The sequence below is a fragment of the Saccharopolyspora shandongensis genome (assembly GCF_900106995.1).
Classification (GTDB): domain Bacteria; phylum Actinomycetota; class Actinomycetes; order Mycobacteriales; family Pseudonocardiaceae; genus Saccharopolyspora; species Saccharopolyspora shandongensis.
This window is the reverse complement of the sequence record NZ_FNOK01000008.1, coordinates 59,407-83,325: the sequence shown is the minus strand read 5'-3', so window position 1 is coordinate 83,325 and position 23,919 is coordinate 59,407. Positions and strand designations below refer to the sequence as shown.

The 23,919-nt window shown below is 72.1% G+C and carries 25 protein-coding genes and 1 pseudogene; 7 read left to right on the top strand and 19 right to left on the bottom strand.

Annotated features, from left to right (window positions below):
- Positions 1-1,494 (top strand): MFS transporter, encoded by a 1,494-nt coding sequence (locus BLW84_RS11000; protein WP_093264551.1) that lies wholly within the window; start codon positions 1-3, stop codon positions 1,492-1,494.
- A gap of 175 nt (positions 1,495-1,669) precedes the next feature.
- Here BLW84_RS11000 and BLW84_RS48985 read toward each other — a convergent pair.
- The 4 genes and pseudogenes from BLW84_RS48985 to BLW84_RS10980 form a co-directional block, all read right to left on the bottom strand.
- Positions 1,670-1,915 (bottom strand): annotated as a pseudogene (locus BLW84_RS48985) (MOSC domain-containing protein); the annotation flags it as partial.
- An 82-nt stretch (positions 1,916-1,997) separates the two neighbouring features.
- Positions 1,998-3,230: a cytochrome P450 gene (locus BLW84_RS10990; RefSeq protein WP_093264548.1), complete on the bottom strand. Its 1,233-nt coding sequence runs from the start codon at positions 3,228-3,230 to the stop codon at positions 1,998-2,000.
- A 17-nt stretch (positions 3,231-3,247) separates the two neighbouring features.
- The gene (locus BLW84_RS10985) at positions 3,248-4,642 is read right to left on the bottom strand and encodes an NAD(P)/FAD-dependent oxidoreductase (RefSeq protein ID WP_093264546.1); all 1,395 of its coding nucleotides are present in this window, start codon (positions 4,640-4,642) and stop codon (positions 3,248-3,250) included.
- The gene (locus tag BLW84_RS10980; RefSeq protein ID WP_093264545.1) at positions 4,632-4,844 is read right to left on the bottom strand and encodes a ferredoxin; all 213 of its coding nucleotides are present in this window, start codon (positions 4,842-4,844) and stop codon (positions 4,632-4,634) included. The genes BLW84_RS10985 and BLW84_RS10980 overlap by 11 nt, the downstream gene beginning before the upstream one ends.
- Before the next feature lie 173 nt (positions 4,845-5,017).
- On the opposite strand from BLW84_RS10980, the gene BLW84_RS10975 reads away from it, so the two are divergent.
- The gene (locus BLW84_RS10975) at positions 5,018-5,881 is read left to right on the top strand and encodes a LysR family transcriptional regulator (RefSeq protein WP_093264542.1); all 864 of its coding nucleotides are present in this window, start codon (positions 5,018-5,020) and stop codon (positions 5,879-5,881) included.
- Here BLW84_RS10975 and BLW84_RS10970 read toward each other — a convergent pair.
- The 5 genes from BLW84_RS10970 to BLW84_RS10950 all read right to left on the bottom strand — a co-directional run bounded on the left by BLW84_RS10970 (position 5,871) and on the right by BLW84_RS10950 (position 9,620).
- Positions 5,871-6,053 (bottom strand): hypothetical protein, encoded by a 183-nt coding sequence (locus tag BLW84_RS10970; protein ID WP_093264540.1) that lies wholly within the window; start codon positions 6,051-6,053, stop codon positions 5,871-5,873. The genes BLW84_RS10975 and BLW84_RS10970 overlap by 11 nt on opposite strands.
- A gap of 254 nt (positions 6,054-6,307) precedes the next feature.
- The gene (locus tag BLW84_RS10965) at positions 6,308-6,919 is read right to left on the bottom strand and encodes a response regulator transcription factor (RefSeq protein WP_093264538.1); all 612 of its coding nucleotides are present in this window, start codon (positions 6,917-6,919) and stop codon (positions 6,308-6,310) included.
- A complete protein-coding gene (locus BLW84_RS10960) occupies positions 6,920-7,996 on the bottom strand; it encodes a sensor histidine kinase (RefSeq protein WP_093264536.1) in 1,077 nt (358 codons plus the stop codon). It abuts the gene before it with no gap.
- On the bottom strand, positions 7,993-8,730 hold the full coding sequence (locus tag BLW84_RS10955; protein WP_093264533.1) for an ABC transporter permease: 738 nt from the start codon (positions 8,728-8,730) through the stop codon (positions 7,993-7,995). The genes BLW84_RS10960 and BLW84_RS10955 overlap by 4 nt, the downstream gene beginning before the upstream one ends.
- A complete protein-coding gene (locus tag BLW84_RS10950) occupies positions 8,727-9,620 on the bottom strand; it encodes an ABC transporter ATP-binding protein (protein WP_093264531.1) in 894 nt (297 codons plus the stop codon). The genes BLW84_RS10955 and BLW84_RS10950 overlap by 4 nt, the downstream gene beginning before the upstream one ends.
- A gap of 248 nt (positions 9,621-9,868) precedes the next feature.
- Between BLW84_RS10950 and BLW84_RS10945 the strand changes: the two genes are divergently transcribed.
- A complete protein-coding gene (locus BLW84_RS10945) occupies positions 9,869-10,288 on the top strand; it encodes a CAP domain-containing protein (RefSeq protein WP_093264529.1) in 420 nt (139 codons plus the stop codon).
- Positions 10,289-10,325: 37 nt separating this feature from the next.
- A complete protein-coding gene (locus BLW84_RS10940; RefSeq protein WP_245761085.1) occupies positions 10,326-10,928 on the top strand; it encodes a SagB/ThcOx family dehydrogenase in 603 nt (200 codons plus the stop codon).
- Positions 10,929-11,164: 236 nt separating this feature from the next.
- On the opposite strand, the gene BLW84_RS10935 is transcribed toward BLW84_RS10940, so the two are convergent.
- Complete coding sequence (locus tag BLW84_RS10935; RefSeq protein ID WP_093264524.1) at positions 11,165-11,833, bottom strand: response regulator; 669 nt, start codon at positions 11,831-11,833, stop codon at positions 11,165-11,167.
- Positions 11,830-13,428 carry an ATP-binding protein gene (locus BLW84_RS10930; protein WP_245761069.1) on the bottom strand — a complete coding sequence of 533 codons (1,599 nt, stop codon included), beginning with the start codon at positions 13,426-13,428 and terminating at the stop codon, positions 11,830-11,832. The genes BLW84_RS10935 and BLW84_RS10930 overlap by 4 nt, the downstream gene beginning before the upstream one ends.
- A gap of 163 nt (positions 13,429-13,591) precedes the next feature.
- On the opposite strand from BLW84_RS10930, the gene BLW84_RS10925 reads away from it, so the two are divergent.
- Positions 13,592-14,917, top strand: a complete 1,326-nt coding sequence (locus BLW84_RS10925) for a CitMHS family transporter (protein ID WP_093264520.1) — start codon at positions 13,592-13,594, stop codon at positions 14,915-14,917.
- A 111-nt stretch (positions 14,918-15,028) separates the two neighbouring features.
- Positions 15,029-15,841, top strand: a complete 813-nt coding sequence (locus BLW84_RS10920; RefSeq protein WP_245761068.1) for a GNAT family N-acetyltransferase — start codon at positions 15,029-15,031, stop codon at positions 15,839-15,841.
- On the opposite strand, the gene BLW84_RS10915 is transcribed toward BLW84_RS10920, so the two are convergent.
- The 3 genes from BLW84_RS10915 to BLW84_RS10905 all read right to left on the bottom strand — a co-directional run bounded on the left by BLW84_RS10915 (position 15,842) and on the right by BLW84_RS10905 (position 19,060).
- Entirely contained in the window at positions 15,842-16,042 is a 201-nt protein-coding gene (locus BLW84_RS10915; RefSeq protein ID WP_093264518.1) for a hypothetical protein, read from the bottom strand. It abuts the gene before it with no gap.
- 232 nt (positions 16,043-16,274) lie between these two features.
- Positions 16,275-18,581 (bottom strand): heavy metal translocating P-type ATPase, encoded by a 2,307-nt coding sequence (locus BLW84_RS10910; RefSeq protein ID WP_093264515.1) that lies wholly within the window; start codon positions 18,579-18,581, stop codon positions 16,275-16,277.
- 269 nt (positions 18,582-18,850) lie between these two features.
- Positions 18,851-19,060 (bottom strand): heavy-metal-associated domain-containing protein, encoded by a 210-nt coding sequence (locus tag BLW84_RS10905; protein WP_093264513.1) that lies wholly within the window; start codon positions 19,058-19,060, stop codon positions 18,851-18,853.
- Between the two features lie 212 nt (positions 19,061-19,272).
- On the opposite strand from BLW84_RS10905, the gene BLW84_RS10900 reads away from it, so the two are divergent.
- Complete coding sequence (locus BLW84_RS10900; RefSeq protein ID WP_093264510.1) at positions 19,273-20,766, top strand: UDP-N-acetylmuramoyl-L-alanyl-D-glutamate--2,6-diaminopimelate ligase; 1,494 nt, start codon at positions 19,273-19,275, stop codon at positions 20,764-20,766.
- 94 nt (positions 20,767-20,860) lie between these two features.
- On the opposite strand, the gene BLW84_RS10895 is transcribed toward BLW84_RS10900, so the two are convergent.
- The 5 genes from BLW84_RS10895 to BLW84_RS10880 are packed head-to-tail and all read right to left on the bottom strand — an operon-like array spanning position 20,861 to position 23,869.
- Positions 20,861-21,610 carry a class I SAM-dependent methyltransferase gene (locus tag BLW84_RS10895; RefSeq protein WP_093264507.1) on the bottom strand — a complete coding sequence of 250 codons (750 nt, stop codon included), beginning with the start codon at positions 21,608-21,610 and terminating at the stop codon, positions 20,861-20,863.
- A gap of 59 nt (positions 21,611-21,669) precedes the next feature.
- Positions 21,670-21,801 carry a hypothetical protein gene (locus BLW84_RS49860; RefSeq protein WP_281247382.1) on the bottom strand — a complete coding sequence of 44 codons (132 nt, stop codon included), beginning with the start codon at positions 21,799-21,801 and terminating at the stop codon, positions 21,670-21,672.
- 26 nt (positions 21,802-21,827) lie between these two features.
- Positions 21,828-22,649 carry an ABC transporter permease gene (locus BLW84_RS10890; RefSeq protein WP_093264504.1) on the bottom strand — a complete coding sequence of 274 codons (822 nt, stop codon included), beginning with the start codon at positions 22,647-22,649 and terminating at the stop codon, positions 21,828-21,830.
- Positions 22,609-23,412: an ABC transporter ATP-binding protein gene (locus tag BLW84_RS10885; protein ID WP_093264501.1), complete on the bottom strand. Its 804-nt coding sequence runs from the start codon at positions 23,410-23,412 to the stop codon at positions 22,609-22,611. The genes BLW84_RS10890 and BLW84_RS10885 overlap by 41 nt, the downstream gene beginning before the upstream one ends.
- Positions 23,339-23,869 (bottom strand): MarR family winged helix-turn-helix transcriptional regulator, encoded by a 531-nt coding sequence (locus BLW84_RS10880; protein WP_245761067.1) that lies wholly within the window; start codon positions 23,867-23,869, stop codon positions 23,339-23,341. Before BLW84_RS10880 ends, BLW84_RS10885 begins: the two co-directional genes overlap by 74 nt.
- Positions 23,870-23,919: the final 50 nt, after the last annotated feature.

Below are 23,919 nucleotides of genomic sequence, written 5' to 3'. Positions count from 1 at the left end.
ATGTTAAAGCTGAATTCGCCCCAGATTTCCCGCAAGCAGTGGACGGCGCTGGGCGCCCTCCTGCTCCCGGTGTTGTTGATCTCGGTCGACAACACGGTGCTGAGCTTCGCCCTCCCGCACATCAGCGAGGAGCTGCGGCCCACCGGCGGGCAATTGCTGTGGATCGTCGACATCTACTCGCTGATGCTGGCCGGCCTGCTGGTGACGATGGGTACGCTCGGCGACCGGATCGGCCGCCGCAGGCTGCTGCTGATCGGCGCGACCGGCTTCGGCCTGGCCTCCGCGCTGGCGGCCTTCGCACCCACCGCCGAGCTGCTCATCGCGGCCCGCGCGCTGCTGGGCATCGCCGGCGCGACGCTGATGCCCTCGACGCTGTCGCTGATCCGCAACATCTTCACCGACCCGCGCGCCAGGACCACCGCGATCGCGGCCTGGACCGCGACCTTCGCCGGCGGCTCCGCCTTCGGCCCGCTGCTCGGCGGGCTGCTGCTGGAGCACTTCTGGTGGGGCTCGGTGTTCCTGATCAACCTGCCGGTGATGGTCCTGCTGCTGATCGTCGGCCCGCTGGTGATCCCGGAGTCGCGCAACCCGGTGCCCGGCCGCTACGACCTGGCCAGCGCGGGCCTGTCGCTGCTGGCGATGCTGGCGCTGGTCCTGGGCATCAAGGAGTTCGCCGGCGGCGGCGCCCTGGCGCTGCCCGCGGTGGCGATCGCGGCGATCGCCGGCTACGCGTTCGTGCGCAGGCAGCGCAGGCTGGACGCCCCGATGCTGGACCTGGAGCTGTTCCGCAACCCGCGCTTCAGCGTCGCGGTCACCAGCAACCTGCTGGCGGTGTTCGTGATGGTCGGCGGGCTGTTCTTCATGACCCAGTACCTGCAACTCGTGCTGGGCATGAGCCCGCTGCGCGCGGGTCTCGCGCTGCTGCCGGGCATCGCGCTGTCGGTGCTCGGGTCGCTGGTGGCGGTCCGGCTGATCCGCAAGATCCGGCTGGCCGAGCTGCTGGGCGCGGCGATACTGGCGACCGCGTTCGGCTACCTGCTGATGGTGCTGCTGCCCGCGGAGGGCGGCACCTGGCTGGTGGTCGTGGCGTTCATGGTGGTCGGCCTCGGCGCGGGTATCACCGAGACGGCGACCAACGACACCATCATGAACAGCGTCGCCCCGGAGAACGCGGGCGCGGCCTCGGCGATCTCGGAGACCGGCTACGAGCTGGGCGCCGCGATGGGCACGGCGATCCTCGGCAGCGTGCTGACCGCGGCCTACCGCGGCCGCGTCGACGTCACCGACGTCCCAGCATCCATAGTGGACACCGTGCGGGACACGCTGGGCGGCGCGCTGTCGGCGGCGGCCGAGCTGCCGGTGGAGCAGGGCATCGCGCTGCGCGAGTCGGCGGCGCAGGCCTTCACCTTCGGCGTGCACATCACCAGCGCGGTCGGCGCGGTGATCCTCGCCTACGCGGCGGTGCAAGCGTGGTGGGTCCTGACCCGCCGCTGACGAGCCGGCCGCGCGCGGTCAACGGACCGTTCGCCTCGCCAAGCGAGGTGAACGGTCCGTTCGCGCCGGTGGCCCTGGAAGAGTTCGAAAGGTGAGCAGGCGATGGCCTGGGCCTGGACGTCCTCCGGGAGTTCCTCCGCCGCCAGCAGCCGCGGCAGCAGCCCGGGTTGCGTGGTCAAGGCCCGGAGGTCTTCACCCAGCCGTTGCGGCCCAGCCACACGGCGAACGTCCGGCACGGGATGCGCGGCACGGTCACCTGGAGCACGACATCGCGGCCGATCCGCCACCGCTGCCCGATCAAGGCGCCGGTGACGTCCAGTCTGTCCGTGGTGAGGTTCTCGTCGAAGCTCCCGGACCGGAGCGTGCGGCCGAGTTCGCGTTCCCAGGTGTCGAAATCCTCGCGCGCGTAGGTGTAAACGGCTTGATCGGGAGCATTTCGCTCGCCGCGTCTCGCCCGTTCTCAATCCTTTCGCGCCACCGCGCTGATCCGGAGCGGGCGGCCGTCAGGCGGCCAGGCCGTTGATCGTCACCGGCAAGTGGCGGGGGCCGCGCAGGATCGGGCTCGGCCGGTACGGCGGCGGGTCTTCGACCAGTTGCGGGTCGCGCAGCCTGCGGGCTAGTTCCGTCAGCGCGATCTGGGTTTCCAGCCGGGCGAGCGGCGCGCCGAAGCAGGCGTGCACGCCGAAGCCGAAGCCGAGGTGCTGGTTGTCCACGCGCGCCGGGTCGAAGCGGTCCGGATCGGGGAAGCGCGCCGGATCCCGGTTTCCGGAGGCGAGCAGGAGCCACACCGGCGCCCCCTTGGGGATGACGCTGCCCGCGACCTCGATGTCGGTCAACGTGGTGCGCTGGGGCAGTATCTGCACCGGAGGCTCGTAGCGCAGCAGTTCCTCCACGGCGCGGGCCGCCGCCATCGGCTCGGTCCGCAGCAGTTCCAGCACGGCCGGTTGCCGCAGCATCGTGAGCATCCCGTTGGTGATCAGGTTGACGGTGGTCTCGTGGCCGGCGATCAGCAGCAGGACCGCGTTGGTGATCACCTCCAGCAGGGACATCCGCCCCTCCGGCCCTTCGTCGGTGATCCACGCGGACAGCATGTCGTCGCCCGGGTGGCGGCGGTGCCCCTCGATCAGCGCCGCCAGGTACTGCCCGAGTTCGAGGCGGCCCTGGCGCACCGCGTGCCGCTGCGCCTCCGGGTCCTCGGCCGGGCTGAGCCCGGCGACCACCACGTCGACCAGCCGCCGGAAGTGCGGCTCGTCCTCCCGCGGCACGCCCAGGAGCTGGCAGATCACCGCGACGGGGAACGGATAGGCGAAGTCGTCGACGACGTCGAAGCGGTCCCGGCCGTCGAGCCCGTCGATCAGCCCGGTCACGGTCCCCGCGAGGTCGCCGCGCATGTCGTGGATGCACCGCGGGCTGTGCGGGGGACCGAACGGGCGCATCGCCAGGCGGCGCAACCGGTCGTGCTCGGGCGGGTCCAGCCGGATGAAGCTGGGCGGCAGCATCCCCTCGTCGTCCGGTGTCGTGCCGACCAGCGGATCGGCACCGGGGGCGAGGTTGCGGGCGTCCGAGCTGATCCTGGGGTCCTGCAACAGGTTCCGGATCTCCCAGTAGGTGGTGATGAGGTGGATGCCGCTGTCGTCGCGCACCACCGGCGTGCCGCGGAGCTCGGCGTAGACCGGGTACGGGTCGGCGCGGACGGCTTGGTCGGTGATCCGCCGCACCGGGCTGGTCGTGTGCATGGACGCGCTCCTCGGAGTCAGGCGCGGGCCGGTGTGAAGACGACCCGCCGTTCGCTGGGCGAGTGACCGGTCAGGGTGACGGTGGGGCTGTGGGTGGGCAGCGTCGGATCCGGGAACCTGGCCGGCACCGGCCGCAGCGCGGCCGAGCGCTGGTCCACGCCGGGGAAGTCCGGCGGGAACGGCGCGGCCTGCTCGATCAGCCGCTTGTAGAAGCCCATCCACTTCGCGTGGTCGAAGCCGACCGCGGCGATGACGCGCCCCTGGTAGCCGTACGCGGCGGCGAAGCAGTGCGACTCCAGCGTGCCCTGCTGCACGATCAGCTCGTCCGCCATCGACGGCACTCCGACGGACTTGATGTTCACCCCGAACTGGGCCGACCAGAACGACGGCATCCAGAGGTGCGGGCGCCGCTGCGAACCGGCGCTGATCATGTTGTGCGCGGCGATCTCGGCCTGCGCCACGGCGTTGCCCCAGTGCTCCAGAGCGAGGAACTGGTATCCGAACAGCGGATGCGGGGTGCGCGCCACGTCGCCCGCGGCGAACACGTCGTCGGTGACGATGCCGTGGACGTCGAAGGCCCGGCAGCCGGCATCGCAGGCGATGCCGCGGGGACCGGCGGCCAGGCCCGAACCCGCCAGCCACGCGGTGTTGCGCACCGCGCCCAGCGCGACCACGGCCACTTCCGCATCCACCGCGGTGCCGTCGGACAGGTGAGCGCGTTTGAGGCGGCCGCCGGCGTCGCCCTCCAACGCGGTCACCATGACCCCGCAGCGGAGGTCGACGCCGTGCTCGCGCTGCAACTGCGCGGCCACGTCGCCGACCACGCCGCCGAGCGCGCCCACCAGAGGAGCTTCGCCGCGCTCGGCGACGGTGACCTGCAGGCCCCGCTCCCGGCACGCCGAGGCGACTTCCGAGCCGGTGAAACCGGCGCCGATGACCAGCACCCGGTTCGGCCGCCTCGCCAGCCGCCGCGCGAGCCCGGCGGTGTCCTCCTTGGTGCGCACCACGCACACGCCGTCGAGCGCGGCCTCGGTCTCGTGCGGCCACGGACGGGAGCGCCCGCCGGTGGCGATCAGCAGGCGGTCGAATCCGACCTCGCCGCCGTCGGCCAGCAGCACCCGTCGGCCGTCCCGGTCGAGCCCGGTGGCGGCGACGCCGAGCCGCCACTGCGCATCGATCGCGCGCCGGCGGGGGAGACCGGTGTCCTCCGGCAGCGACCGGCCTAGCAGCACCTGCTTGGAAAGCGGCGGCCGGTCGTATGGCTCGTGGGGCTCGTCCCCGATCAAGGTGAGCGAACCCGCGAAGCCTTCTTCGCGCAGCTGCTCCGCCGCCCGGAGACCGGCGAGCGAAGCGCCGACGATCACGATGCGGCCGTCCGCGCGCAGCGCCGCCAACTGGCTGTCAGCGGACATCGCCGCCAGCTCCCCGGCATTCGACCAGGATCGCCTGGACCGGGCAGGCCGCGGCGGCGCGCAGCACGTCGTCGCGGTGCGCCTCGTCGACGCGCGGTTGGTAGAGCAGGGCCTCTTCGCCGTGCAGCGAGAAAACTCCCGGCGCCAGGAACACGCATTGCGCGAATGCCTGGCAGCGGTTCAGGTCGACGACAATCCTCATCCCGACTCGCCCCCTCGACGTCGCAAGGCGCGTCGGCCGCATCGAGACACCCGCGCCCCGTCTCATGCTGGCAGCGGCCCGACCACCCCGCATGACCACGTTCCCCGCGGGTTCGAGCGCGGTCGACCTGCTTCGATGCTGGCCCGGGGTGGATTCAGCGATATGATCGATGGATGGAATTCCGGCAGGTCGAGCACTTCCTCGCCGTGGTGCGCAGCGGCAGCTTCACCGCCGCCGCGCGGGAGATCCACATCGTCCAGTCGGCGCTGAGCGCCTCGGTCCGCAAGCTCGAAACCGAGCTGGGCGCACCGCTTTTCGAGCGGACCACCCGCCGCGTGGCGCTGACCGAGGCGGGCCGCGCCCTGCTGCCGGTCGCTCACCGGCTCGTCTCCGACGTGGTCGCGGCGCGCGGTGAGGTGTCCGCGGTCGTCGGCCTTTCCCAGGGCCGGGTTTCCATCGGCATGATCCAGACGCTGACCGTCGTCGACCTGCCGCGCGAGCTCGGCGTGTTCCAGTCGCGGTATCCCGGGATCCGGATCCACGTCCGCGACGGCACCGTGCCCGACCTCTCGGCGGCCGTCGCCGACGGCGAGCTCGACCTGGCCTACCTCGCTGCGGACGGGCCGCTGTCCGGCGAGCTGACCAGCTTCGCGCAGTGGACGCAGCGCATCGTCCTGGTCACCTACCCGGGACATCGGCTCGCGCACCGGCGGCGGGTCCGGCTGGCCGAGATCGACGACGAACCGTTCGCGGACTTCAGCGGGAGCTTCATGCAGGCGATGGTGCGTCGCCGGTTCGCCGAGGCCGGGCTCCGGCACAACCCGGTTTGCGAGGCCACCCACGTTCCGCTGCTGATGGAGTTGGTGGCGGCGGGGCTGGGCGTCACGATCGTCCCGCAGTCCGTCGCCGAGCGAACCGGGTTGCCCTTCGCCCGGATCGAGGGCACCGACTTCTCCAGGAGGATCTACCTGGCCGGGCGGCTGCCGGAACCGACGAACCCGGCGGCGTGGGCGCTGCTGGACCACCTCACCGGCTGACGTCCTTCCGGCGGGCGGCCTCCACCGGGGCCAGGAGGAGACCTACCCCGGCGAGCCCGAGGACCATCGCCAGCGTCGTCGCGCCCGTGATGCCGGTGATGAACGCGAGAACCAGCGCACGCGCGGCGAAGATCCGCAGCAGCCGGGCCACGTCGGAGGACGACGTGTCCATTTTCCCTCCCGGAAAGCGAAATCCACCGAATCCGAGTCCAGTGTTCCTGCCAGGAACCCATCGCGTCCAACACTTCTATTCGCTGCGATTCAGCTGTGAAATCGATCGATGACCGGGCTGCAGACGCGATGCGGCCGCTTGGTCCTCGTTCGGGTGGAGATGGCGTTTTCGCGCGAAACCGTCATTCCGCACGCCTGGCTACGCCGTTTTCGCGCGAAAACGCCGCACTGCCGCCACCCAGGGCGAAACGAGGCCTAGAGCCAGCCGCGTTCGCGGGCGGTGTTGGCCGCCTCGATGCGGTTGCGGGCGCCGAGCTTGGCCATCGCCGTCGACAGGTAGTTGCGGACCGTGCCCTCGGCGAGGTTCAGGCGGCGCGCCAGCTCGGCGTTGCTCGCGCCGGTGGTGGCTTCGCGCAGGAGTTCCCGTTCCCGCTCGGTGAGCGGATCCGCGTGATCCCACGCCGCGATCGCCAATTCCGGCGCCACGACGCGCTCTCCGGCGTGCACGCGGCGCAACGCCGCCACCAGTTCCGCGATCGGTGCGTCCTTGAGCACGTAACCCGCGACGCCGCTGTCCATCGCGCGCCGCAGGTAGCCGCTGCGGGCGAAGGTCGTGACGATGAGGACCCGCACCGGATCGCCGGCCCGCTGGAGCTCCGCGGCCACCTCGAGTCCCGTCCGCCCCGGCATTTCGATGTCGGTGAGCAGGATGTCGGGCCGGTGCCGCTCGACGGCCGCGAGCGCTTCGTCGCCGTTGCCCGCCGTCGCCACCACGCTGACGTCCGGCTGCAGGTCCAGCAGCGCGGCGAACGCGTCGAGGACCATGCCCTGGTCCTCCGCCAGCACGACCCGGATCTCCTCGCGCATCTAGGTCGCCACCCGCAACGGCACCGCGACGGTGAGCGTGGTCCCCGCCGAGCCGGTGCGCTGCACCCGGCCGCCCAGCGCGGCGATCCGCTCGCGCATGCCGGAAAGTCCGTTGCCCTCCGGGGCGTCGCCGCCGACGCCGTCGTCGGCGATCACCAGCTGGAGCTCGTCGTCCTGGGCTTTCAGCCCGATGTGGCAGGTCGTCGCGGCGGCGTGCCGGACGACGTTGGTCACCGCCTCGCGCAGCGCCAACGCCAGTTCGTGCTCGGTGGAACCCACGATCGCCAGTTTCTCATCACGCCGCACGACGACGTCGACGCCGAGGCTCGACAGCGCGTGGCGCGCCGCCTCCAGCTCGGAGTCGAGGCTGGCCTGCCGCCAGCCCGTGACGGCGTCGCGGATCTCGGTGAGCGCCGCCCGGGCGGTGCTTTCGATCTCGGCGGCTTCGCCGCGCGCCCGTTCGGGATCGCGGCCGATGAGCTCGTTGGTGAGCGCCGCCCGCACCACGATCGCCGTCAGCGAATGGCCGAGGAGGTCGTGCAGGTCGCGCGCGATGCGTTCGCGCTCCGCCAGGGTGGCCAGGTGCTCGATGCGCGCGTTCTGGCTGCGCAATTCCGCCGCGGCGCGGTCCCGCTCGACCCAGTTGATCTGCATCGTCCCGATGGCCCACAGGAGCACCAGCGACGGGATGAGGCCGTAGAGCCGCCAGGGCATCGGCACGATGGAGACCACGGAGAACAGGCTGACGAGCACCGAGAGGCCGACGAACCAGCGCAGCGCGGTCCGCCGCGATTCGGAGACGCCGGCGAACGCCGCGGCGTAGACGAACAGCACCGCGGCGCCGGAGTTGACCGGCGTCATGGCCGCGCCGAGCACCGCGGTCGGCACGGTGCACCACCAGCGCGCGCGAGCCGGATGGTGCCACGCCAGCAGGTACATCGGCACGGCCGCGCCCATCACGGCGAACGCCAGCGCCCAGTCCACCCAGGTCGATCTCGGGTCGAAGGCCGGGCCCCAGAGCAGGTTCGCCAGGTAGACGAGGTGGATCCAGCGGGCGAGGCGTGCGCAGCTTCTCATGATCGGGCATGACGGTACGACATCGCGGCGAGCACGGCGGTCGCCGCGGTCGAGCAGAGCACGACGAGCGCATGCACCGCGGCCCCCTCGCCGGCCAACTGGGCGATCGCCAACTGCGCCAGGTGGTAGGTCGGCAGGAATTGCGCGATGTGACCGAAGAACGCGGGCAGGATCTCCAGCGGCATCCACAGGCCGGAGAGCACCGCCGACGGGAACAGGATCGCGTTGAGGATCGCCGCGGTGGCGTTCGGCCCGGCCTGGAAACCCACCGCGAGGCCCAGCAGCGCGAACGGCAGCGCGCCGAGGATCAGCACGGCGAAGACGCGCAGCAGCTCGACGACCGAGACGTTCAGCGAGCCGGTGAGGGCGGCGGTGGCGGCCATGGCCAGCAGGACCCCGGCCGAGTAGGGCAGCACCGCGACCAGCTTCGCGGCCAGCGTCACGCCGATCGGGACGGCGGACACCCGCTTCGCCCGCAGCCACCCGCGCTCGCGGTCTCCCGCGACGGTGATCCCGGGGTTGGTCAACGACACCGACAGCACGGCGAAGGCCCCGAAGGTCGCCAGCATGCCGGTCCCGACCGGGACCGGACCGGCCGGGATCCTCCCGTACAGCGAGACGAACAGGGCGAAGAACCCGACCGGCATCACGATGGAGAAGAACAACGCGGTGGGCTCCCGGAAGATGGCCCGCAGCTCGTCCGCGACCTCGACGCCGAAGATCCTGGCGTTCATACGACGCTCCGTTCAGTCAGGCCGACCACGGCTTCCTCCAGGCCCGCGCCCTCGACGCGGAGATCGGTCAGTTGCGGATCTTCGGCGAGGAGCACGCGCAGCAGCGCCTCCGGGCTGCGGGTGCCCAGGCGGACGTGGTCGCCGTCGCGGCTGATCGACACGACCTCGGGCAGTTCGCGCAGCCAGGCCTGGTCGAGCGCGGTCCTCGCGGTGACCGTGCGGTCGGGCAGCCGGGACATCAGCTCCTCGGGCCGCCCGGCGGCCACGATGCGGCCGCGGTCCAGCACCACTACGCGGTCGGCGACGGCGCCGGACTCCTCGATCAGGTGCGTGGTCACCAGCACGCCGGTGCCGCGCGCGCGGCGCTCCGCCAGCACCTGCCAGAACCGCCGCCGCGCCGGCACGTCGAGGCCGGTGGTCGGCTCGTCGAGCACGAGCAGCGCCGGCTCGGTCACCAGCGCCATGGCCAGCTGCAGCCGCTGCCGCTGGCCGCCTGAGAGCTTGGTCGCCCGGCGCCCGGCCAGCTCGGTCAGGTCCAGCTCGGCCATCACCGGGCCCGCCGCGGCGCGGGGGAAGCCGCCGCGCACGGCGGCGCCGGTGACCAGCTCGCCGACCTTCAGCGTGTTCGGGAATCCGAGCGACTGCTGCACGACGCCCAGGCGCCGCCTGGTCGCGGCGATCCGCGGATCGCCGCCGCCGATCCGGATCCGCCCGCCGTCCTGCGGGTGGAGCAGGCCGGTCACCAGGTTCACCAGGGTCGTCTTCCCAGCACCGTTCGGCCCGAGCAGCGCCACGCACTCCCCGGCACCGACGTCCAGGTCGACCCCGTCCAGGGCCCGGGTGCCGCCGTACCGGTGGCGCACGGCGCGGACCTCCAACACGTTCTCCATGGCTGATCATGTTCGGCTCGCCGCGGTGTTCCGGGTAGTGAGCGGGCGTCACCGGCCAGGGATGACAAAAGTCAGGTGTGCCGGTTCCGGCGTGGAGCGAATCGCTCGGTACTCGGCCGATTACTCAATGCTGTCACGGAGAGTGAGCGTTTCCACATATAACAGTTTGATCTCATCCAAATGGGGTAGCTTGCGTCGGCATGAAACCCCCGAATCTGCGACGCTCCGTAATCACGCTGGTTGCCCTCATGATCGGCACCGGTACCGCCGCCGCCCTCGCCCCCGTCGCGGGAGCGGCCACCTCGGTCGAGGACCAGGTCGTCGCCCTGGTCAACAAGGAACGGGCCGGTGCCGGCTGCCGCGCCGTCAAGGTGGACTCCCGGCTCACCAAGGCGGCCTCGGAGCACAGCGCCGACATGGCCAAGCGCGCCTACCTCGATCACACCACCCCCGACGGTGTGACCTTCACGCAGCGCATCTCGAAGGCCGGCCACCCGTCGCCGGGCGCCGAGAACATCGCCCAGGGCTACCAGAGCGCCGACGAGGTCATGGCCGGCTGGATGAAGTCCGACGGGCACAAGGCGAACATCCTGAACTGCTCCATCAAGACCATCGGTGTCGGCTTCGACGCCAACGGCGACTACTGGACCCAGGACTTCGGAAGCTGAGCACCAAGATCGGTTCGGCCGGTACGCTCGGCCGGTGATGTTGCCGCCACCGGACGGATCGGCCACGCCCTCGTTCGACGAAGTGCTCCGGCGGCGCCGGAGCACCCGGGAGTACTCCGGCGCGCCCCTGTCCCCGCTGGCGGTGAGCCGGTTGCTCTGGGCCGGGCAAGGCATCAGCGGCCCGGGGCTGCGGACGGCCCCGTCCGCGGGCGGATCGTTCTTCCTGGGATTGACGCTCGTGGCCGGTGACGTCGCGGACGTGCCGGCCGGGAGCTACCGGTACGAACCGGACGCGCACCGGCTGGTCCCGTTGGCGCGGGGAGATTTGCGCGCCCAGATCGGCGACGCGGGCATCGGCGGCCAGCCTTGGCTGTCGTCCTGCGCCGCGCTCATCCTGATCAGCGGCGACGTGGCGGCGGCCCGGGTCAAGTTCGCCGACCAGCCGCCGGGCACGCGCGGTGTCGGCTACGTGCACCTCGAAGCCGGTGCCGCAGCGCAGAACATCGCTCTGCAGGCCGCTGCGGACGGAATCGGCGCGGTGCTGGTGGCCGGCTTCGACAACGACGCGCTGCGACAGCACTGCCCGGAAGGCCACGAACCGCTGGCCCTGCTGGCGTTGGGCCACCCGCGCGACCGGTGATCCCACCCGGACGCCTCGAGGCGGTCCGCGCGGAGGGCCGCAATTTCAATGGAAATTGCGGCAGACCCAACCCGGAGGAGTCGCTCGCATCAGGCAGTCGTGCTCTTCTTCGCGGTGTGGCCGAGCAGTGCCGTCAGTGACTGCGAAGCGCTGGCGCTGCCGGGAGTGCAGGACCAGCGCCTGATCATCTACACGGCACCGGCGGGCGCGCTGGCTGTCCACACAGGACTTGTGGGCTAGCGGGTCGCGGCGATCGGCTCGTACTGGTGCTCGGGTCGGCCGCTGGCGCCGTACCGCAACGTCATGACGGCCCTGCCGTCCTGGGCCAGTGCCGCCAGGTAGCGCTGCGCGGTGGCGCGGGCGATGCCCAGTTCCTCGGCGATCTCCGCCGCGGAGCGGGCGCCACCGCCGTTGCGCAGCGCGTCGAGCACCAGCTGCGACGTCAGGGTGGACTGGCCCTTCGGCGCCGCGGGCCGGTCGCCCTCGTGCAGCAGCCGAACCGCCCGGTCGATCTCCTCCTGATCGACCGCGCCGCCGGTCACCGGCAGCCGCGAGTGATAGCGGGCGTAGGCCGTGAGCCGGTCGGCGAGCTGTTCCGCGGTGAACGGCTTGACGAGGTAGTTCAGCGCGCCTGCCGCGAACGCGGCGCGGACGGTGGCGGGATCGGTGGCCGCGGTGAGCATGATCGCGTCGACGTCGAGCTCGGCCAGCAGCGCGACCCCGGCGCAGTCGGGCAGGTAGTTGTCCAGCAGCACGAGATCCGGGCTGTGCGCGTCGATCAGCTCCCGCGCCTGCGCCGCGGTGCGCGCGGTGCCCAGGACGCGGAATCCGGGCACCCGCTCGGTGAACTCGGCGTGCACCTGCGCGACCCGGAAGTCGTCCTCCACCACGACAACTCCGATCACAGCGCCACCTCCTGGTTGGTTTCGAGAACGCCCGGCAGCACCGCGACGAACACCGTCCCGCGGGCCTCGCCGGCATCGGCCAGCCGCACGTCGCCACCGAGGCTGCGCGCCGCCTGCCGGCACAGCGCGAGCCCCAGCCCGTTGCCGTCGGCGCCCTTCGTCGACACGCCCTCGGTGAAGATCTTCTCCCGCAACGGTTCCGGCACGCCGTCGCCGGTGTCCACAACGGACACGTGCAGCGTCGTGCCGTCGGCGAGCAGGTCCACTTCGACGCGGGCCGGGCGGGCCGATCCCAGCCGCGCCGCGTCGATCGCGTTGTCGACCAGGTTCCCGACGACGGTCATGACCTCGACCGGGGCGATCGCCGCCGACGGCACCCAGCTCGTCTCGCCGAGCTCCAGCTCGACGCCGCGTTCCGCCGCGACCGCCTTCTTGGCGGACAGGAACGCGACCAGGTAGGGATCGCGCACCGCCTCGGTCGCCGGGCCGAGCCGGGCGACCGACCCGGAGGAAAGCGCCTGCACGTACTCGACCGCTTCCTGGTGCCGCCCGGTCTGGAGCAGCCCGGAGAGGGTGTGCAGCCGGTTGGTGAACTCGTGCCGCTGGGCGCGCAGCGTGTCGGTCATGCTGCGCACCGATTCCAGTTCCCGGCTGAGCGCCGCGAGATCGGTCTGGTCGCGGAGGGTCAGCACGCTGCCGAGCTCGGTGCCGCCGCGGACGACGGGGCGGTGGTTGACCACCAGCATCCGGTCGCCGGTCACGGTGATCAGGTCGTCGGCGGGCCGGCGTTCGGCGAGCACGTCCCGGAGCCGCTGGGGGATGGCCAGCTCGGCGGCCGGGGTGCCGACCTCGATCGGCGTGTCCAGCAGCCGCTCGGCCTCGCGGTTGCGCACCGAGACGCGGCCGTCGGCGTCGACGGCGAGGACGCCCTCGCGGATGCCGAAGAGCACCGCCTCGCGCTGGCGCACCAACTCCGCCAGTTCCTGCGGCTCCAGCCCCAGGGTGCGCCGCTTGAGCATGCGGGTGAGCCACGCCGCCCCGGCCACGCCGACCAGCAGCGCCCCGCCGGTGAACGCCGCGGTGTTCCCGATCAGGCGCAGGAACGCGTCGCTGATGTCCTCGGCGTCGAAACCGACGCTCACCTGCCCGACGATCGCGCCGTCCGGGGTGCGCAGCGGGACCTTGCCCCGCGCGGAGACGCCCAGCGTGCCGCGCTGCACGTCGACGACCTCGTGGCCGGTGAGCACCCAGCTCGGGTCGGTGCTGACCGGCTCGCCGATCTTGGCGGCGTCCGGGTGGGCCAGCCGGATGCCGTTGCGGTCGGTGACGACGACGAACAGCGCGCCGGTGGCGGCGCGGGCCCGCTCGGCCTGATCGCGCACCTGCGGCAGGTCGCGTCGCGCGACCGCGCCGCCCAGGTCGCTGTCGGCGGCCACCGAGCGGGCGACGGCGAGGGCGCGCTGGCCGTACTGGTCGACGAGGTTGCGGTCGAGCAGGGACGCGACGAGGACGAAACCGATCGCGGTGACCAGGGCGATCAAGCAGATCTGGAGGACCAGGGCCTGCCGCGCGAACCGCATCGGGCGGCGTGACATCCCTCGACTCTACTCGGCGAGCAAAACGCGCAAAACGCGGCGAACGCGGGATAGGCGGACAACGTCGACAACCCTCCCCAAGGTGAACGGGGTCACCTACGGTTCCGCAGAACGAAACGCCGTTGTAACGAGGACCACCGTCGGTCCGCGGGGAGGAGGAGCGTTGATCGCGCTGCTCGGTTTGTGCATGGTTACCGTTTTCCTCTACCTGGTGATGAGCAAACGGCTCTCCCCGATGGTGTCGCTGATCGTGGTCCCAGTGGCGTTCGCGGTGCTCGGCGGCTTCGCGCCGGACCTCGGCGACATGATCACCGACGGCATCAAGTCCGTCGCCCCGACGGCCGCCATGCTGCTGTTCGCGATCCTCTACTTCGGCATCATGATCGACGCCGGGCTGTTCGACCCGATCGCCCGCGCGGTGGTCCGGCTGACCCACAACGACCCGCTGCGGCTGATCATGGGCACGGTCGCCCTGGTGGCGGTGGTGTCGCTGGACGGCGATGGCACGACCACGTTCATGATCACGGTCTCGGCGCTGCTGCCGATCTACCGCAAGCTGGGCGTCAGCCCGGTGCTGATGACCGGCCTGGCCTGCATGACCAACGCGGTCCTCAACGTCGTGCCCTGGGGCGGCCCGGCGGCGCGGGCCGCCAGCGCGCTGAAGCTGGACCCGCAGGAGCTGTTCGTCCCGATGATCCCCGCGCTGGTCGCCGGGCTGGCCACCGTGTTCGTCATCGCCTACGCCATCGGCCTGCGCGAGCGCGCCCGGCTGCGCACCGCCGCGCCCGTGCTCGTCGGGGCGGGCGGGCCCGACACCTACCACGGGGGCTCGGCGGACTTCGACGTCCTCGCCCCCGACCGCGAGTCGCTGCGCCCGAAGCTGTTCTGGTTCAACGCCGCGCTGACGATCACGCTGCTCACCGCGCTCATCATCGGCGTCCTGCCGATCGCGGTGCTGTTCATGATCGGCTGCGGGATCGCGCTGATCGTCAACTACCCGCGGCTGGAGCAGCAGCGCGCCCGCATCGCCTCGCACGCCGACAGCGTGGTCGCGGTGGTCGCGATGGTGTTCGCGGCGGCGGTGTTCACCGGCGTGCTCTCGGGCACCGGGATGATCGAGCAGATGGCGCACTACCTGCTGACCGCGATGCCGGACGCGCTGTTCCCGTTCTTCAGCATCATCGTCGCGGTGCTGAGCGTGCCGTTCACGTTCTTCATGAGCAACGACGCCTTCTACTTCGGCGTCATGCCGATCCTGGCCGAGGCGGGCGCCCAGCACGGCATCGGCGCGATGGAGATCGCCCGCGCCTCCCTGCTCGGCCAGCCGATCCACATGCTCAGCCCGCTGGTGCCCGCGATGTACGTCCTCATCGGACTGGCGAAGGTCGACCTGGGCGACCACCACCGCTTCGCGATCAAGTGGGCGCTCGTGGTCTGCGCCGTCGTCATCACCGCCGGCTTCGGCCTCGGGCTGATCGCCATCCACTGACCCCGCAGGGGAAATCCACCGGCCGCGGTCCTCACCGGGGAGGGCCGCGGCCGGTGCTGTGCTCGAAATCGGCGTGCGCTCCGGACCGCGCGTGTGGTGGGATCGGGCCTCGTGCGACCGACGACGAAACCGGTTTCCGCGGGCGACCTGCCGGCGCGGATGGAACAGAACCTGGCCGAGCACGCGTGCCACCTGCACCGGAGCTTGAGCGGCGCGACCGCGGTGGAGACCGGCGACCTCGTCGTCGCCGACAGCGGGCTCGACGACGACACCTTCAACATCGTCGCGGCTGCCCGCTTCGCCCCGGAAGCCGCGCCTGCCCGGATCGCCGAGACGATCCGGGCGCTGGCCGCCACCGGCCGTCCGTTCTCCTGGTGGGTGGGCCCGGCCTCCGAGCCGGCGGATCTGAGCGCCCTCCTGACGGATGCAGGTCTCCCGGCCGCCGAGCGCGAGACGGCGATGTGGGCGGAGCTGGACGATTCCGTGCCGCAGCCGCGTGCGGAGGGGCTGAAGATCCGACCGGTGACCACGCCCGAGCAGCTCGCCGACTACGCGACGGTGCTCGCCGCGAACTGGGATCCGCCCGCCGAAACGGTGCGCCGCTTCTTCGCCCTGGCGGCCCCGCAGGCGCTGGCCGCCGACTGCCCGGCTAGCTACCTGGTCGGCTACGCGGCGGGCCGACCGGTCTGCTCGGCCGAGGTGTTCTGCCACGCGGGAGTCGCCGGGATCTACAACATCTGCACGCTCGCCGACCACCGCCGGCGCGGCTACGGCGGCGCCATGACGCTGGCGGCGCTCCACACGGCCCGCGCCGCAGGCCACCGCATCGCGGTCCTGCAGGCGTCAGCGGACGGCGAGCCCGTCTACCGCCGCCTCGGATTCCGCTCCTGCGGGCAGTACGCCGAGCACGCCATCACCGGCTGATCACTTCCGCGACGTGCGCCGGCAGGCCGCCAGCGCGGTGGCGGTGACCTCGACGGCCACTTCGCCGAACGCTCCGCGCCGCCGGAGCCCGGCCCTGGCGGCGGGCACGAGCCGGTGGCAGCAGAGGTGCACGGCGGCAGCCAGGTTCCCGTGCACCTGCCCGCGCTGGAACGTCCGTTGTAGACGGATGAGCGTGCGCATCGATCGTCCTTCCTGGGATGAGAACCGGAGCATCGGGCAGTCGCGGATCGGGGTCCGCGATCGTCTACGTGCGATAGGGGAGTTCCCGCCACGTGAAGTGAACGGACCGTTCGTCTCGATGGGCGAGGTGAACAGGCCGTTCGCTTCGCCTGCCCGGCTTGTGGGGCCGGGATGCGGATGAGCGGTTCCGGCAGGGTTGCCGGAACCGCTCATCGGGGTGTCCCGCTTGCGGTCAGCCGCGGAGGGCGGCCGCCGGAACCGCTTCGCGCTCGGTCGCGCCGGGCAGCGGTTCTTCGGTGATGGTGCTGCGGAAGCGGCGCAGCCGCAGGCTGTTGCCGACCACGAACACCGAGCTGAACGCCATCGCCGCCCCGGCGATCATCGGGTTGAGCAGCCCGGTCGCGGCCAGCGGCAGGGCCGCGACGTTGTAGGCGAAGGCCCAGAACAGGTTGCCCTGGATCGTGCCGAGCGTGCGGCGGGACAGCCGGATGGCGTCCACCGCGGCGCGGAGATCGCCGCGCACCAGGGTCAGGTCGCTGGCCTCGATGGCGACGTCGGTGCCGGTGCCCATGGCCAGGCCGAGGTCGGCCTGGGCGAGCGCGGCGGCGTCGTTGACGCCGTCACCGGCCATGGCCACCACGCGGCCCTCGGACTGCAGCTGCTTGATCACGTCGACCTTGTCCTGCGGCAGGACCTCGGCGATCACCTCGTCGATGCCCACCTCGGCCGCGACGGTGCGCGCCACGGTCTCGTTGTCGCCGGTGAGCAGCACCGGCTTCAGCCCGAGCTTGCGCAGTCCGGCGATGGCCTCGGCGGACGTCGGCTTGACGGTGTCGGCGACCTCCAGCACCGCCCGGGCGGCGCCGTCCCACGCCACGGCGACGGCCGTGCGGCCCTGCCGTTCGGCGTCGGCCTGCGCCGCGGCCAGCTCCTCGGTCAGCGGCTGGCTCCACTGCTCCAGCAGCGCCGGCCGCCCGACGAGCACGGCTCGACCGTCGATGACCGCCTGCACGCCCAGACCCTCGACGTTGGTGAACTCCTCGACGGCGGGCAGCTCGCCCACGCGCTCGATCGCACCCCGGGCGATCGCCTTGGCGATCGGGTGCTCCGACGCGTTCTCCGCCGCACCAGCCAGCCGCAGCGCCACGTCCTCGTCGACTCCGTCGGCGGCGTGCACCGCGACGAGCGACATCTGCCCACTGGTGACGGTGCCGGTCTTGTCCAGCACGATGGTGTCGATGCGTCGGGTCGATTCCAGCACTTCCGGGCCCTTGATGAGGATGCCCATCTGCGCGCCGCGCCCGGTGCCGACCAGCAGCGCGGTCGGCGTGGCCAGGCCCAGGGCGCACGGACAGGCGATGATCAGCACCGCCACCGCGGCCGTGAACGCCGCCGCGGCACCGGCACCGGAGCCGAGCCAGAACCCGAGGGTCCCGATCGCCAGCGCGATGACGATGGGCACGAACACCGCGGAGATCCGGTCCGCCAGCCGCTGCACGGCGGCCTTGCCGTTCTGCGCGTCCTCGACGAGCTTGGCCATCTGGGCCAGCTGGGTGTCGGAGCCGACGCGGGTGGCGCGGACGACCAGCCGGCCACCGGCGTTGACGGTGGCGCCCACGACGCTGTCGCCGGCACCGACCTCCACGGGCACGGACTCGCCGGTGAGCATGCTCGCGTCGACGGCCGAGCTGCCCTCCTCGATGACGCCGTCCGTGGCGATCTTCTCGCCGGGCCGGACGACGAACCGGTCGCCGACGGCGAGCTGATCGGTCGGGATGCGGACCTCGCGGTCGCCGCGCAGTACCGCGACGTCCTTGGCGCCGAGTTCCAGCAGCGCCCGCAGCGCGGCACCGGCCCGGCGCTTGGAGCGGGCCTCGAAGTAGCGGCCGGCGAGGATGAACGTCGTGACCCCGGCGGCGACTTCGAGGTAGATGTTGCCGTCGCCGCTCATGCGCTGGATGGTCAGCTCGAACGGGTGGGTCATGCCGGGGACGCCGGCGGTGCCGAACAGCAGTGCGTAGAGCGACCACAGGAACGCGGCGAGCGTGCCCATGGAGATCAGCGTGTCCATGGTGGCCGCGCCGTGGCGCAGGTTCGTCCACGCGGCCTTGTGGAACGGCCACGCGCCCCACACCACGACGGGCGCGGCGAGGGTGAGCGAGATCCACTGCCAGTAGGTGAACTGCAGGGCCGGCGCCATCGCCAGCGCGATCACCGGAACGGACAGCACGGCCGAGACGATCAGCCGGTCCCGCAGGGGCTTCGTCGGGTCCTCGGGCGCCGTTTCGTCCACTTCGGACTCGCGGGGCGGGAGGGGCAGCTCGGCGGTGTAGCCGGCGGCCTCGACCTGCTCGACCAGTTCCTTCGGGTCTAGTCCAGCGGGGTAGCTGATCTTGGCCTTCTCGGTGGCGTAGTTGACCGTTGCGGTGACGCCGTCGAGCTTGCCGAGCCGCCGTTCGACCCGGGCGGCGCAGGAGGCGCAGGTCATGCCGCCGATGGCCAGTTCGATCTCCGCGGTGGGACTTGTCTCAGTGCTCATCGGAGTTCTCCTGTTCACCCGTGACCGCCGTGGCCGTCCACCGGCTCCTGCGCGTTGCCTGCGAATTCCGCGGTGCGGACCGTACCGCCGTGCTGGAAGCCCAAGCGCAGCCGGGCGGGTGCCTCGGCTCGGGTGCGTCCGTCGGCCTCGACGAGCCGGTGGTGATGGGGGAGGAGTCGAGCGCGGCCACCGCACCGTGGGCGGCGGGCTTCGCTGCTGCGTTCATCACGACCCTTTCGTGCCGGCTCCGCGCGGATCCGTTCGGCGCCTCAGCCGGCGGCCAGTTCGTATCCGGCTTCCTCGATCGCTTCGCGCACGTCCGCGGCGCTCACCGGTTCCGCGCTGCGGACGGTCACGGCGCCGGTCGGCAGGTCGACCCGGACGTCCGCGACCGAGCCGATCTTGGTGATCTCCTCGGTCACCGACCGCACGCAGTGGTCGCAGGTCATGCCGGTCACGGTGTAGTTGGCCTCGATCACGTCGACGTTCCCTTCCGCTGGATCTGCGCCGGCTCGTCGCCGACGCCCAATTTATACCCTAGGGGGGTACTGTAGTCAAACGGAGCGCACCACGAGCCACTTCCGTTTCTCCCGTGCGCACAGCGATTCGCGAGCGGGCGGCGTCGGGCCGACACTGCAAACCTGATGCGCGGACAGCTTGCGCCGGTTCGGGAAATTCACGGTGACGCGGGATGGAATGCGGTTGTCGGCACGGAGGAATCAGCCTGGCGAAGGTCGCTCGGGACCTTCCCGATGCCGAGCTGCGCGGCGATACCGACGTCCTGGACGTCACCGAGGACAGCAGGTGGGTGAGGCGGGGCGCGCTGTTCTGCGCCGTGCCCGGAGCGCACGTGGACGGGCACGACTTCGCGGACGAGGCGGTGGCGGCGGGGGCCAGCGCGCTGCTGGTGCGGCGGTTCGTCGACGTGCCGGTGCCGCAGGTGCGGGTTCCGGCCGTGCGCCCGGCGGTGGGCCCGGTGGCCGCCGCGGTGCACGGGCATCCGGCCGATGCGCTGGCGGTCGCCGCCGTGACCGGCACGAACGGCAAGACCACCACGGTGCACCTGATCGAGGCGGCGCTCGCCGCCGCCGGATACCGCACGGGCCTCGTATCCACGGTGGAGGCCAGGGGCCCCGGGGTGCGCAACCCGGCGGCACTGACCACCCCGGACGCCGCCGAGCTCCAGCGGACCCTGTGCCGGATGCGCGCGGCGGGAGTCCAGGCGGCGGCCATGGAGGTGTCCTCGCACGCCGTCGACCAGCACCGCATCGACCCGGTCACGGCCGAGGTCGCGGTGTTCACGAACCTCAGCCCGGAGCACCTCGACTACCACGGCACCACGGAGCAGTACTACGCGGCGAAGGCGGCGTTGTTCACCCCGGACGCCTGCCGCCGGGCCGTGATCAACATCGATGACTCGTGGGGGCGGCGGCTGGCGGCCCAGGCACGGGTGCCGACGGTGACCGTGGGCCGCGCCCGCCTGGCGGACGTGCGGGTCGACGCGGCGACCGCGACGCCCGGCGGGATGCGGGTTCTCGTGCGGGACGGGTGCGACGAGGTCGAGCTGACCACGCCCGCCCGCGGCGGACAGGCCGCGAACCTGGCCGCCGCCTACGCCGCGGCCCGCCTGATGGGGGTGTCGCGGCGGGACGCGGCGGCCGGCCTGGGCGCGGCCCCGCCGCCCGGCCGGTACCAGCGGGTGGACGCCGGCCAGCCGTTCCAGGTGGTGGTCGACTTCGCCCACACGCCGCCGGCGCTGGCCCAGCTGATCGCCACCGCGCGCCGGGCGAACCCGGCCGGGCGCGTCCACCTGGTGGTGGGCAGCGCGGGCAACCGGGACCGGTTCAACCGCCCGGACATGGGGCGCGTCGCGCTGGCCGCCGACACCGCGATCTTCACCGCCGACGACCCCTACGACGAGCGGCCCGGGGAGATCATCGACCAGATGCTCACCGGCACGATCGGCTGCGGCGGCGCGGAGGTGCTGGTGCAGGAGGATCGCAGGCGGGCGATCATCGCGGCCGTCGAGCGGGCGGAGCCCGGTGATGTCGTGCTCATCGCGGGCCGGGGCCACGAGCGCTACCAGACGGTCGGCGGAATCCGCTTTCCCTTCAACGACGTCGCCGTCGCCGAAGCCGCGCTCGCCGGCCGGGTTCCGCGCGTGAGCCGCCACGGCGCCTGGTAGCGCTGATCGCGTGGTCATCGCGCCGACGGTGCCGGTGAAACCGGGTGCTGATCGCCCGCGAGGCGTGCACGAGTACCACCGCTGATCGCGAGCGTCAGGGCAGCTGCGCCGGCCGGGTGCCGAGGATGAAGAAGTCTGCGCTCACCGGCCGCGCGTATCTGGGGAGGAGCCGGTCGTGGCGCGTGCCGCACTGGAATCCGCCCGCGGCGAGCAGGGCTCGCGCGCGGTTCGCCGTCAGGCCAGCCCAGTGCGGCGTCGCGTGGCCGATCTGCGCGTAGTCGCGCAGGAGCAGCCAGGGGAAGCGGCGGTCGCCGCCGGGCCGCAGCGATGCGCCGAGTCGGCGGAGGTCGTGGCGCCAGGTGTGCCAGACCCCGTCGGCGAGCAGCAGGCCGCCGCCGGGTTTGACGATCCCGCGCCAGGCCCGCAGCGCGGCGACCGGATCGGGCAGCGTCCACAGGACGTAGCGCGAGGTCACGAGGTCGAACTCGGCGCCCAGCGCCGCGACGTCGTGGGCGCCGCAGGCGACGGTCCGCATCGCGACGTCCCGGCGCCGCGCTTCGGCGCGGGCGTAGCCGAGCATCGTGCTGGAGGCGTCGATCGCGGTGACGTTGTGCCCGAGTTCGGCCAGCAGCGTGGAGAGGAACCCGGTGCCCGTGCCGACGTCGAGCACGTCGAGCGGCCCGTCGCGCCTGCCGAGCAGCTCGACCAGGGCCTTCTCGCAGGTCGCGCGCCACGCAACGCGCTTGTCCTGCGCGTAGTCCTGGTAGAAGCGGTCGTACGCCGGGGCCCGGCGGTCCCAGTTGTCGCGGACCGCATCGATCGCCGCGCGCAGGTCGTTGCTCACCGGTACCGCCTTCCTGGTCAGTCGCGAGTGTAGTTGCAAAATGCTTGCAACAGTGGTCGTCAGGTTTCCCCGCGCGTCGGCGCCGCGCCGCAGTCCGCACCGGCCAGGAGATCGCGCGCGATCGCGGTTCGCGGCCGGATGAGCAGCTCGTGGGTGGCGGCGTGCTCGACGCAGCGGCCCGCTTCGAGCACGTGGATCTCGTCGGCGATGCCCCAGCTCAGCGCGCCAAACGCCCGAGCAGGGCGGCCGCGATGCCGATCATGACGCCGGCGGCGACGACCAGGACGCCGAAGTCCAGTGCCAGGTGCGCGGGCGTGCCGATCAGCAGGCCGCGCAGCGCGTCGACCTCGTAGCCGAGCGGGTTCGCGTAGTCGACCGCCTTCAGCCATCCCGGCATCAGGTCGACCGGGTACAGGGCGTTGGAGGCGAAGAACAGCGGCATGGTGATCGCCTGCCCGATGCCCATCAGCCGGTCCCGGGACAGCACCAGCCCGGCGATCGTGATGGACAGGCAGCAGAAGAACGCGGAACCAAGGACAACCACGGCGCCCATCGCGAGCATGTTCACCGGGTTCGTGGTGAGGCCGACGCCGAGCAGCGCCGCCAGCACCAGCACCACGAGCGCCTGCACCAGCGCGCGCACTCCGGCGGCGAACGCCTTACCGGTCACGAGGGCGACCCGCGGCGTGGGCGTGACCAGCAGCTTCGCCAGCACTCCCGCGTCCCGCTCCCAGATGATCTGGATGCCGTAGAAGATCGCGATGAACAGCGCCGACTGCGCGAGGATGCCCGGCGCGAGGAAGTCGAGGTAGGGGACGTTCCCGGTGGGGATCGCGCGCAGCCCGGTGAACACCTGGCCGAAGATCAGCAGCCACAGCGCGGGCTGCACGGCCCTGGTGAGCAGCTCGGCCCGGTCGTGGCGCAGCTTCTGCAGCTCCACCAGGCACATCGCCGCCACCCGCGCCGCCACCAGGCCAGGCGGGCTGCGCCGCACCGGTTCAACCGAGGCGGCCGGAGGTGCGTCGAGTCGCGCGGACATCTCGCATCCCTTCTCCCGTTTTCTCGAAGGTGTCGTCGGTGATCGTCCGGAAGACGTCGTCGAGCGTGGCGTCCGGCCCCACGGCCGCCTTGAGCTCGGCGGGGGTTCCCCGCGCCCGGATCCGCCCGCGGTGCATCAGGGCGAGCCGCTCGCAGTGCTGGTCGGCCTCGTCCATGTAGTGCGTCGTGACCAGCACGGTCATCCCGGTCTCGGCGCGGATCTCGGCGATCCGGTCCCACACGTCCTCCCGGCCGATGGGGTCCAGGCCGATCGTCGGCTCGTCCAGCACCAGCAGCCTCGGTCCGCTGACCAGCGCCTGCGCGAGTTCTAGGCGGCGCACCATGCCGCCGGAGTAGGTGGCGGCCAAGCGTTCGGCGACGGTGGCGAGCCCGACGGCGCCCAGCGCCGCGCGCACCGCGGAGCGCCGCTGCGCGCGCGGAACGTCGAAGAGGCGGGCGAACAGCGCGACGTTCTCCCACCCGGTCAGCGACCCGTCGGCCGAAAGCTGTTGCGGCACATAGCCGATCAGCCGACGCGCCGCCAGTTTGCGGCGTGTCGCGTCGACCCCGAAGATCTCGACCGAGCCCGCCGCGGTGGGCAGCAGCGTGGTGATCGCCCGGATCGTGGTGGTCTTGCCCGCGCCGTTGGGACCGAGCAGCCCGAACACCTCGCCGGCCCGGACGTCCAGGTCAATCCCGTCGACCGCGACCTGCTCGCCGAACGACTGCCGCAGGCCCCGGCACCGCACCGCCATCTCGGCCATCGGTTCCACCCCCTTCCAGCGCGAGGGCCAATGCGCGCAACCCGCGCAGGGCGTCGGCGACCGCATTCCGGTCCGCCGCGGACAGCTCGGCGAGGGCGTCGCCGACCAGGCGGGTCCGCGCCTGCCGCCAGGCGGCGACCCGGTGCGCGGCGGCGTCGGTCAGGTGCAGCCGGACCGCGCGCCGATCGGCCGGATCGGTCTCGCGGCGCAGCAGGCCGGCCCGGGCGAGCTGGTTGACCAGGGTGCTCGCGGAGTTCGCCGCCATGCGCAGCTGGCGCGCGGCACCGGCCACGCCGACACCGGGCTGCTGTTCGACGACCTGGAGCAGTTCGACCTGCGCGCCGCGCAGGTCCGGCATCGGCAATTCGGCGCGAAGGCTGCGCCGCACGACCCGCCGCAGGGTCGAGATCACGGTCGTCAGCTCGTCGGCGACGGCCCGGGAGTCCGCATCGCCCACCTGGCAAAGCTACCTCTCATTGCGAGGTATCGGCGGATCACCGCGAGACG

Coding starts and splice junctions, on each gene's coding strand:
- BLW84_RS11000 (WP_093264551.1), top strand. CDS start 1: ATGTTAAAGCTGAATTCGCCCCAGATTTCCCGCAAGCAGTGGACGGCG.
- BLW84_RS10990 (WP_093264548.1), bottom strand. CDS start 3,230: ATGCACACGACCAGCCCGGTGCGGCGGATCACCGACCAAGCCGTCCGC.
- BLW84_RS10985 (WP_093264546.1), bottom strand. CDS start 4,642: ATGTCCGCTGACAGCCAGTTGGCGGCGCTGCGCGCGGACGGCCGCATC.
- BLW84_RS10980 (WP_093264545.1), bottom strand. CDS start 4,844: ATGAGGATTGTCGTCGACCTGAACCGCTGCCAGGCATTCGCGCAATGC.
- BLW84_RS10975 (WP_093264542.1), top strand. CDS start 5,018: ATGGAATTCCGGCAGGTCGAGCACTTCCTCGCCGTGGTGCGCAGCGGC.
- BLW84_RS10970 (WP_093264540.1), bottom strand. CDS start 6,053: ATGGACACGTCGTCCTCCGACGTGGCCCGGCTGCTGCGGATCTTCGCC.
- BLW84_RS10965 (WP_093264538.1), bottom strand. CDS start 6,919: ATGCGCGAGGAGATCCGGGTCGTGCTGGCGGAGGACCAGGGCATGGTC.
- BLW84_RS10960 (WP_093264536.1), bottom strand. CDS start 7,996: ATGAGAAGCTGCGCACGCCTCGCCCGCTGGATCCACCTCGTCTACCTG.
- BLW84_RS10955 (WP_093264533.1), bottom strand. CDS start 8,730: ATGAACGCCAGGATCTTCGGCGTCGAGGTCGCGGACGAGCTGCGGGCC.
- BLW84_RS10950 (WP_093264531.1), bottom strand. CDS start 9,620: ATGGAGAACGTGTTGGAGGTCCGCGCCGTGCGCCACCGGTACGGCGGC.
- BLW84_RS10945 (WP_093264529.1), top strand. CDS start 9,869: ATGATCGGCACCGGTACCGCCGCCGCCCTCGCCCCCGTCGCGGGAGCG.
- BLW84_RS10940 (WP_245761085.1), top strand. CDS start 10,326: ATGTTGCCGCCACCGGACGGATCGGCCACGCCCTCGTTCGACGAAGTG.
- BLW84_RS10930 (WP_245761069.1), bottom strand. CDS start 13,428: ATGTCACGCCGCCCGATGCGGTTCGCGCGGCAGGCCCTGGTCCTCCAG.
- BLW84_RS10915 (WP_093264518.1), bottom strand. CDS start 16,042: ATGCGCACGCTCATCCGTCTACAACGGACGTTCCAGCGCGGGCAGGTG.
- BLW84_RS10910 (WP_093264515.1), bottom strand. CDS start 18,581: ATGAGCACTGAGACAAGTCCCACCGCGGAGATCGAACTGGCCATCGGC.
- BLW84_RS10900 (WP_093264510.1), top strand. CDS start 19,273: ATGGAATGCGGTTGTCGGCACGGAGGAATCAGCCTGGCGAAGGTCGCT.
- BLW84_RS10890 (WP_093264504.1), bottom strand. CDS start 22,649: ATGTCCGCGCGACTCGACGCACCTCCGGCCGCCTCGGTTGAACCGGTG.
- BLW84_RS10885 (WP_093264501.1), bottom strand. CDS start 23,412: ATGGCCGAGATGGCGGTGCGGTGCCGGGGCCTGCGGCAGTCGTTCGGC.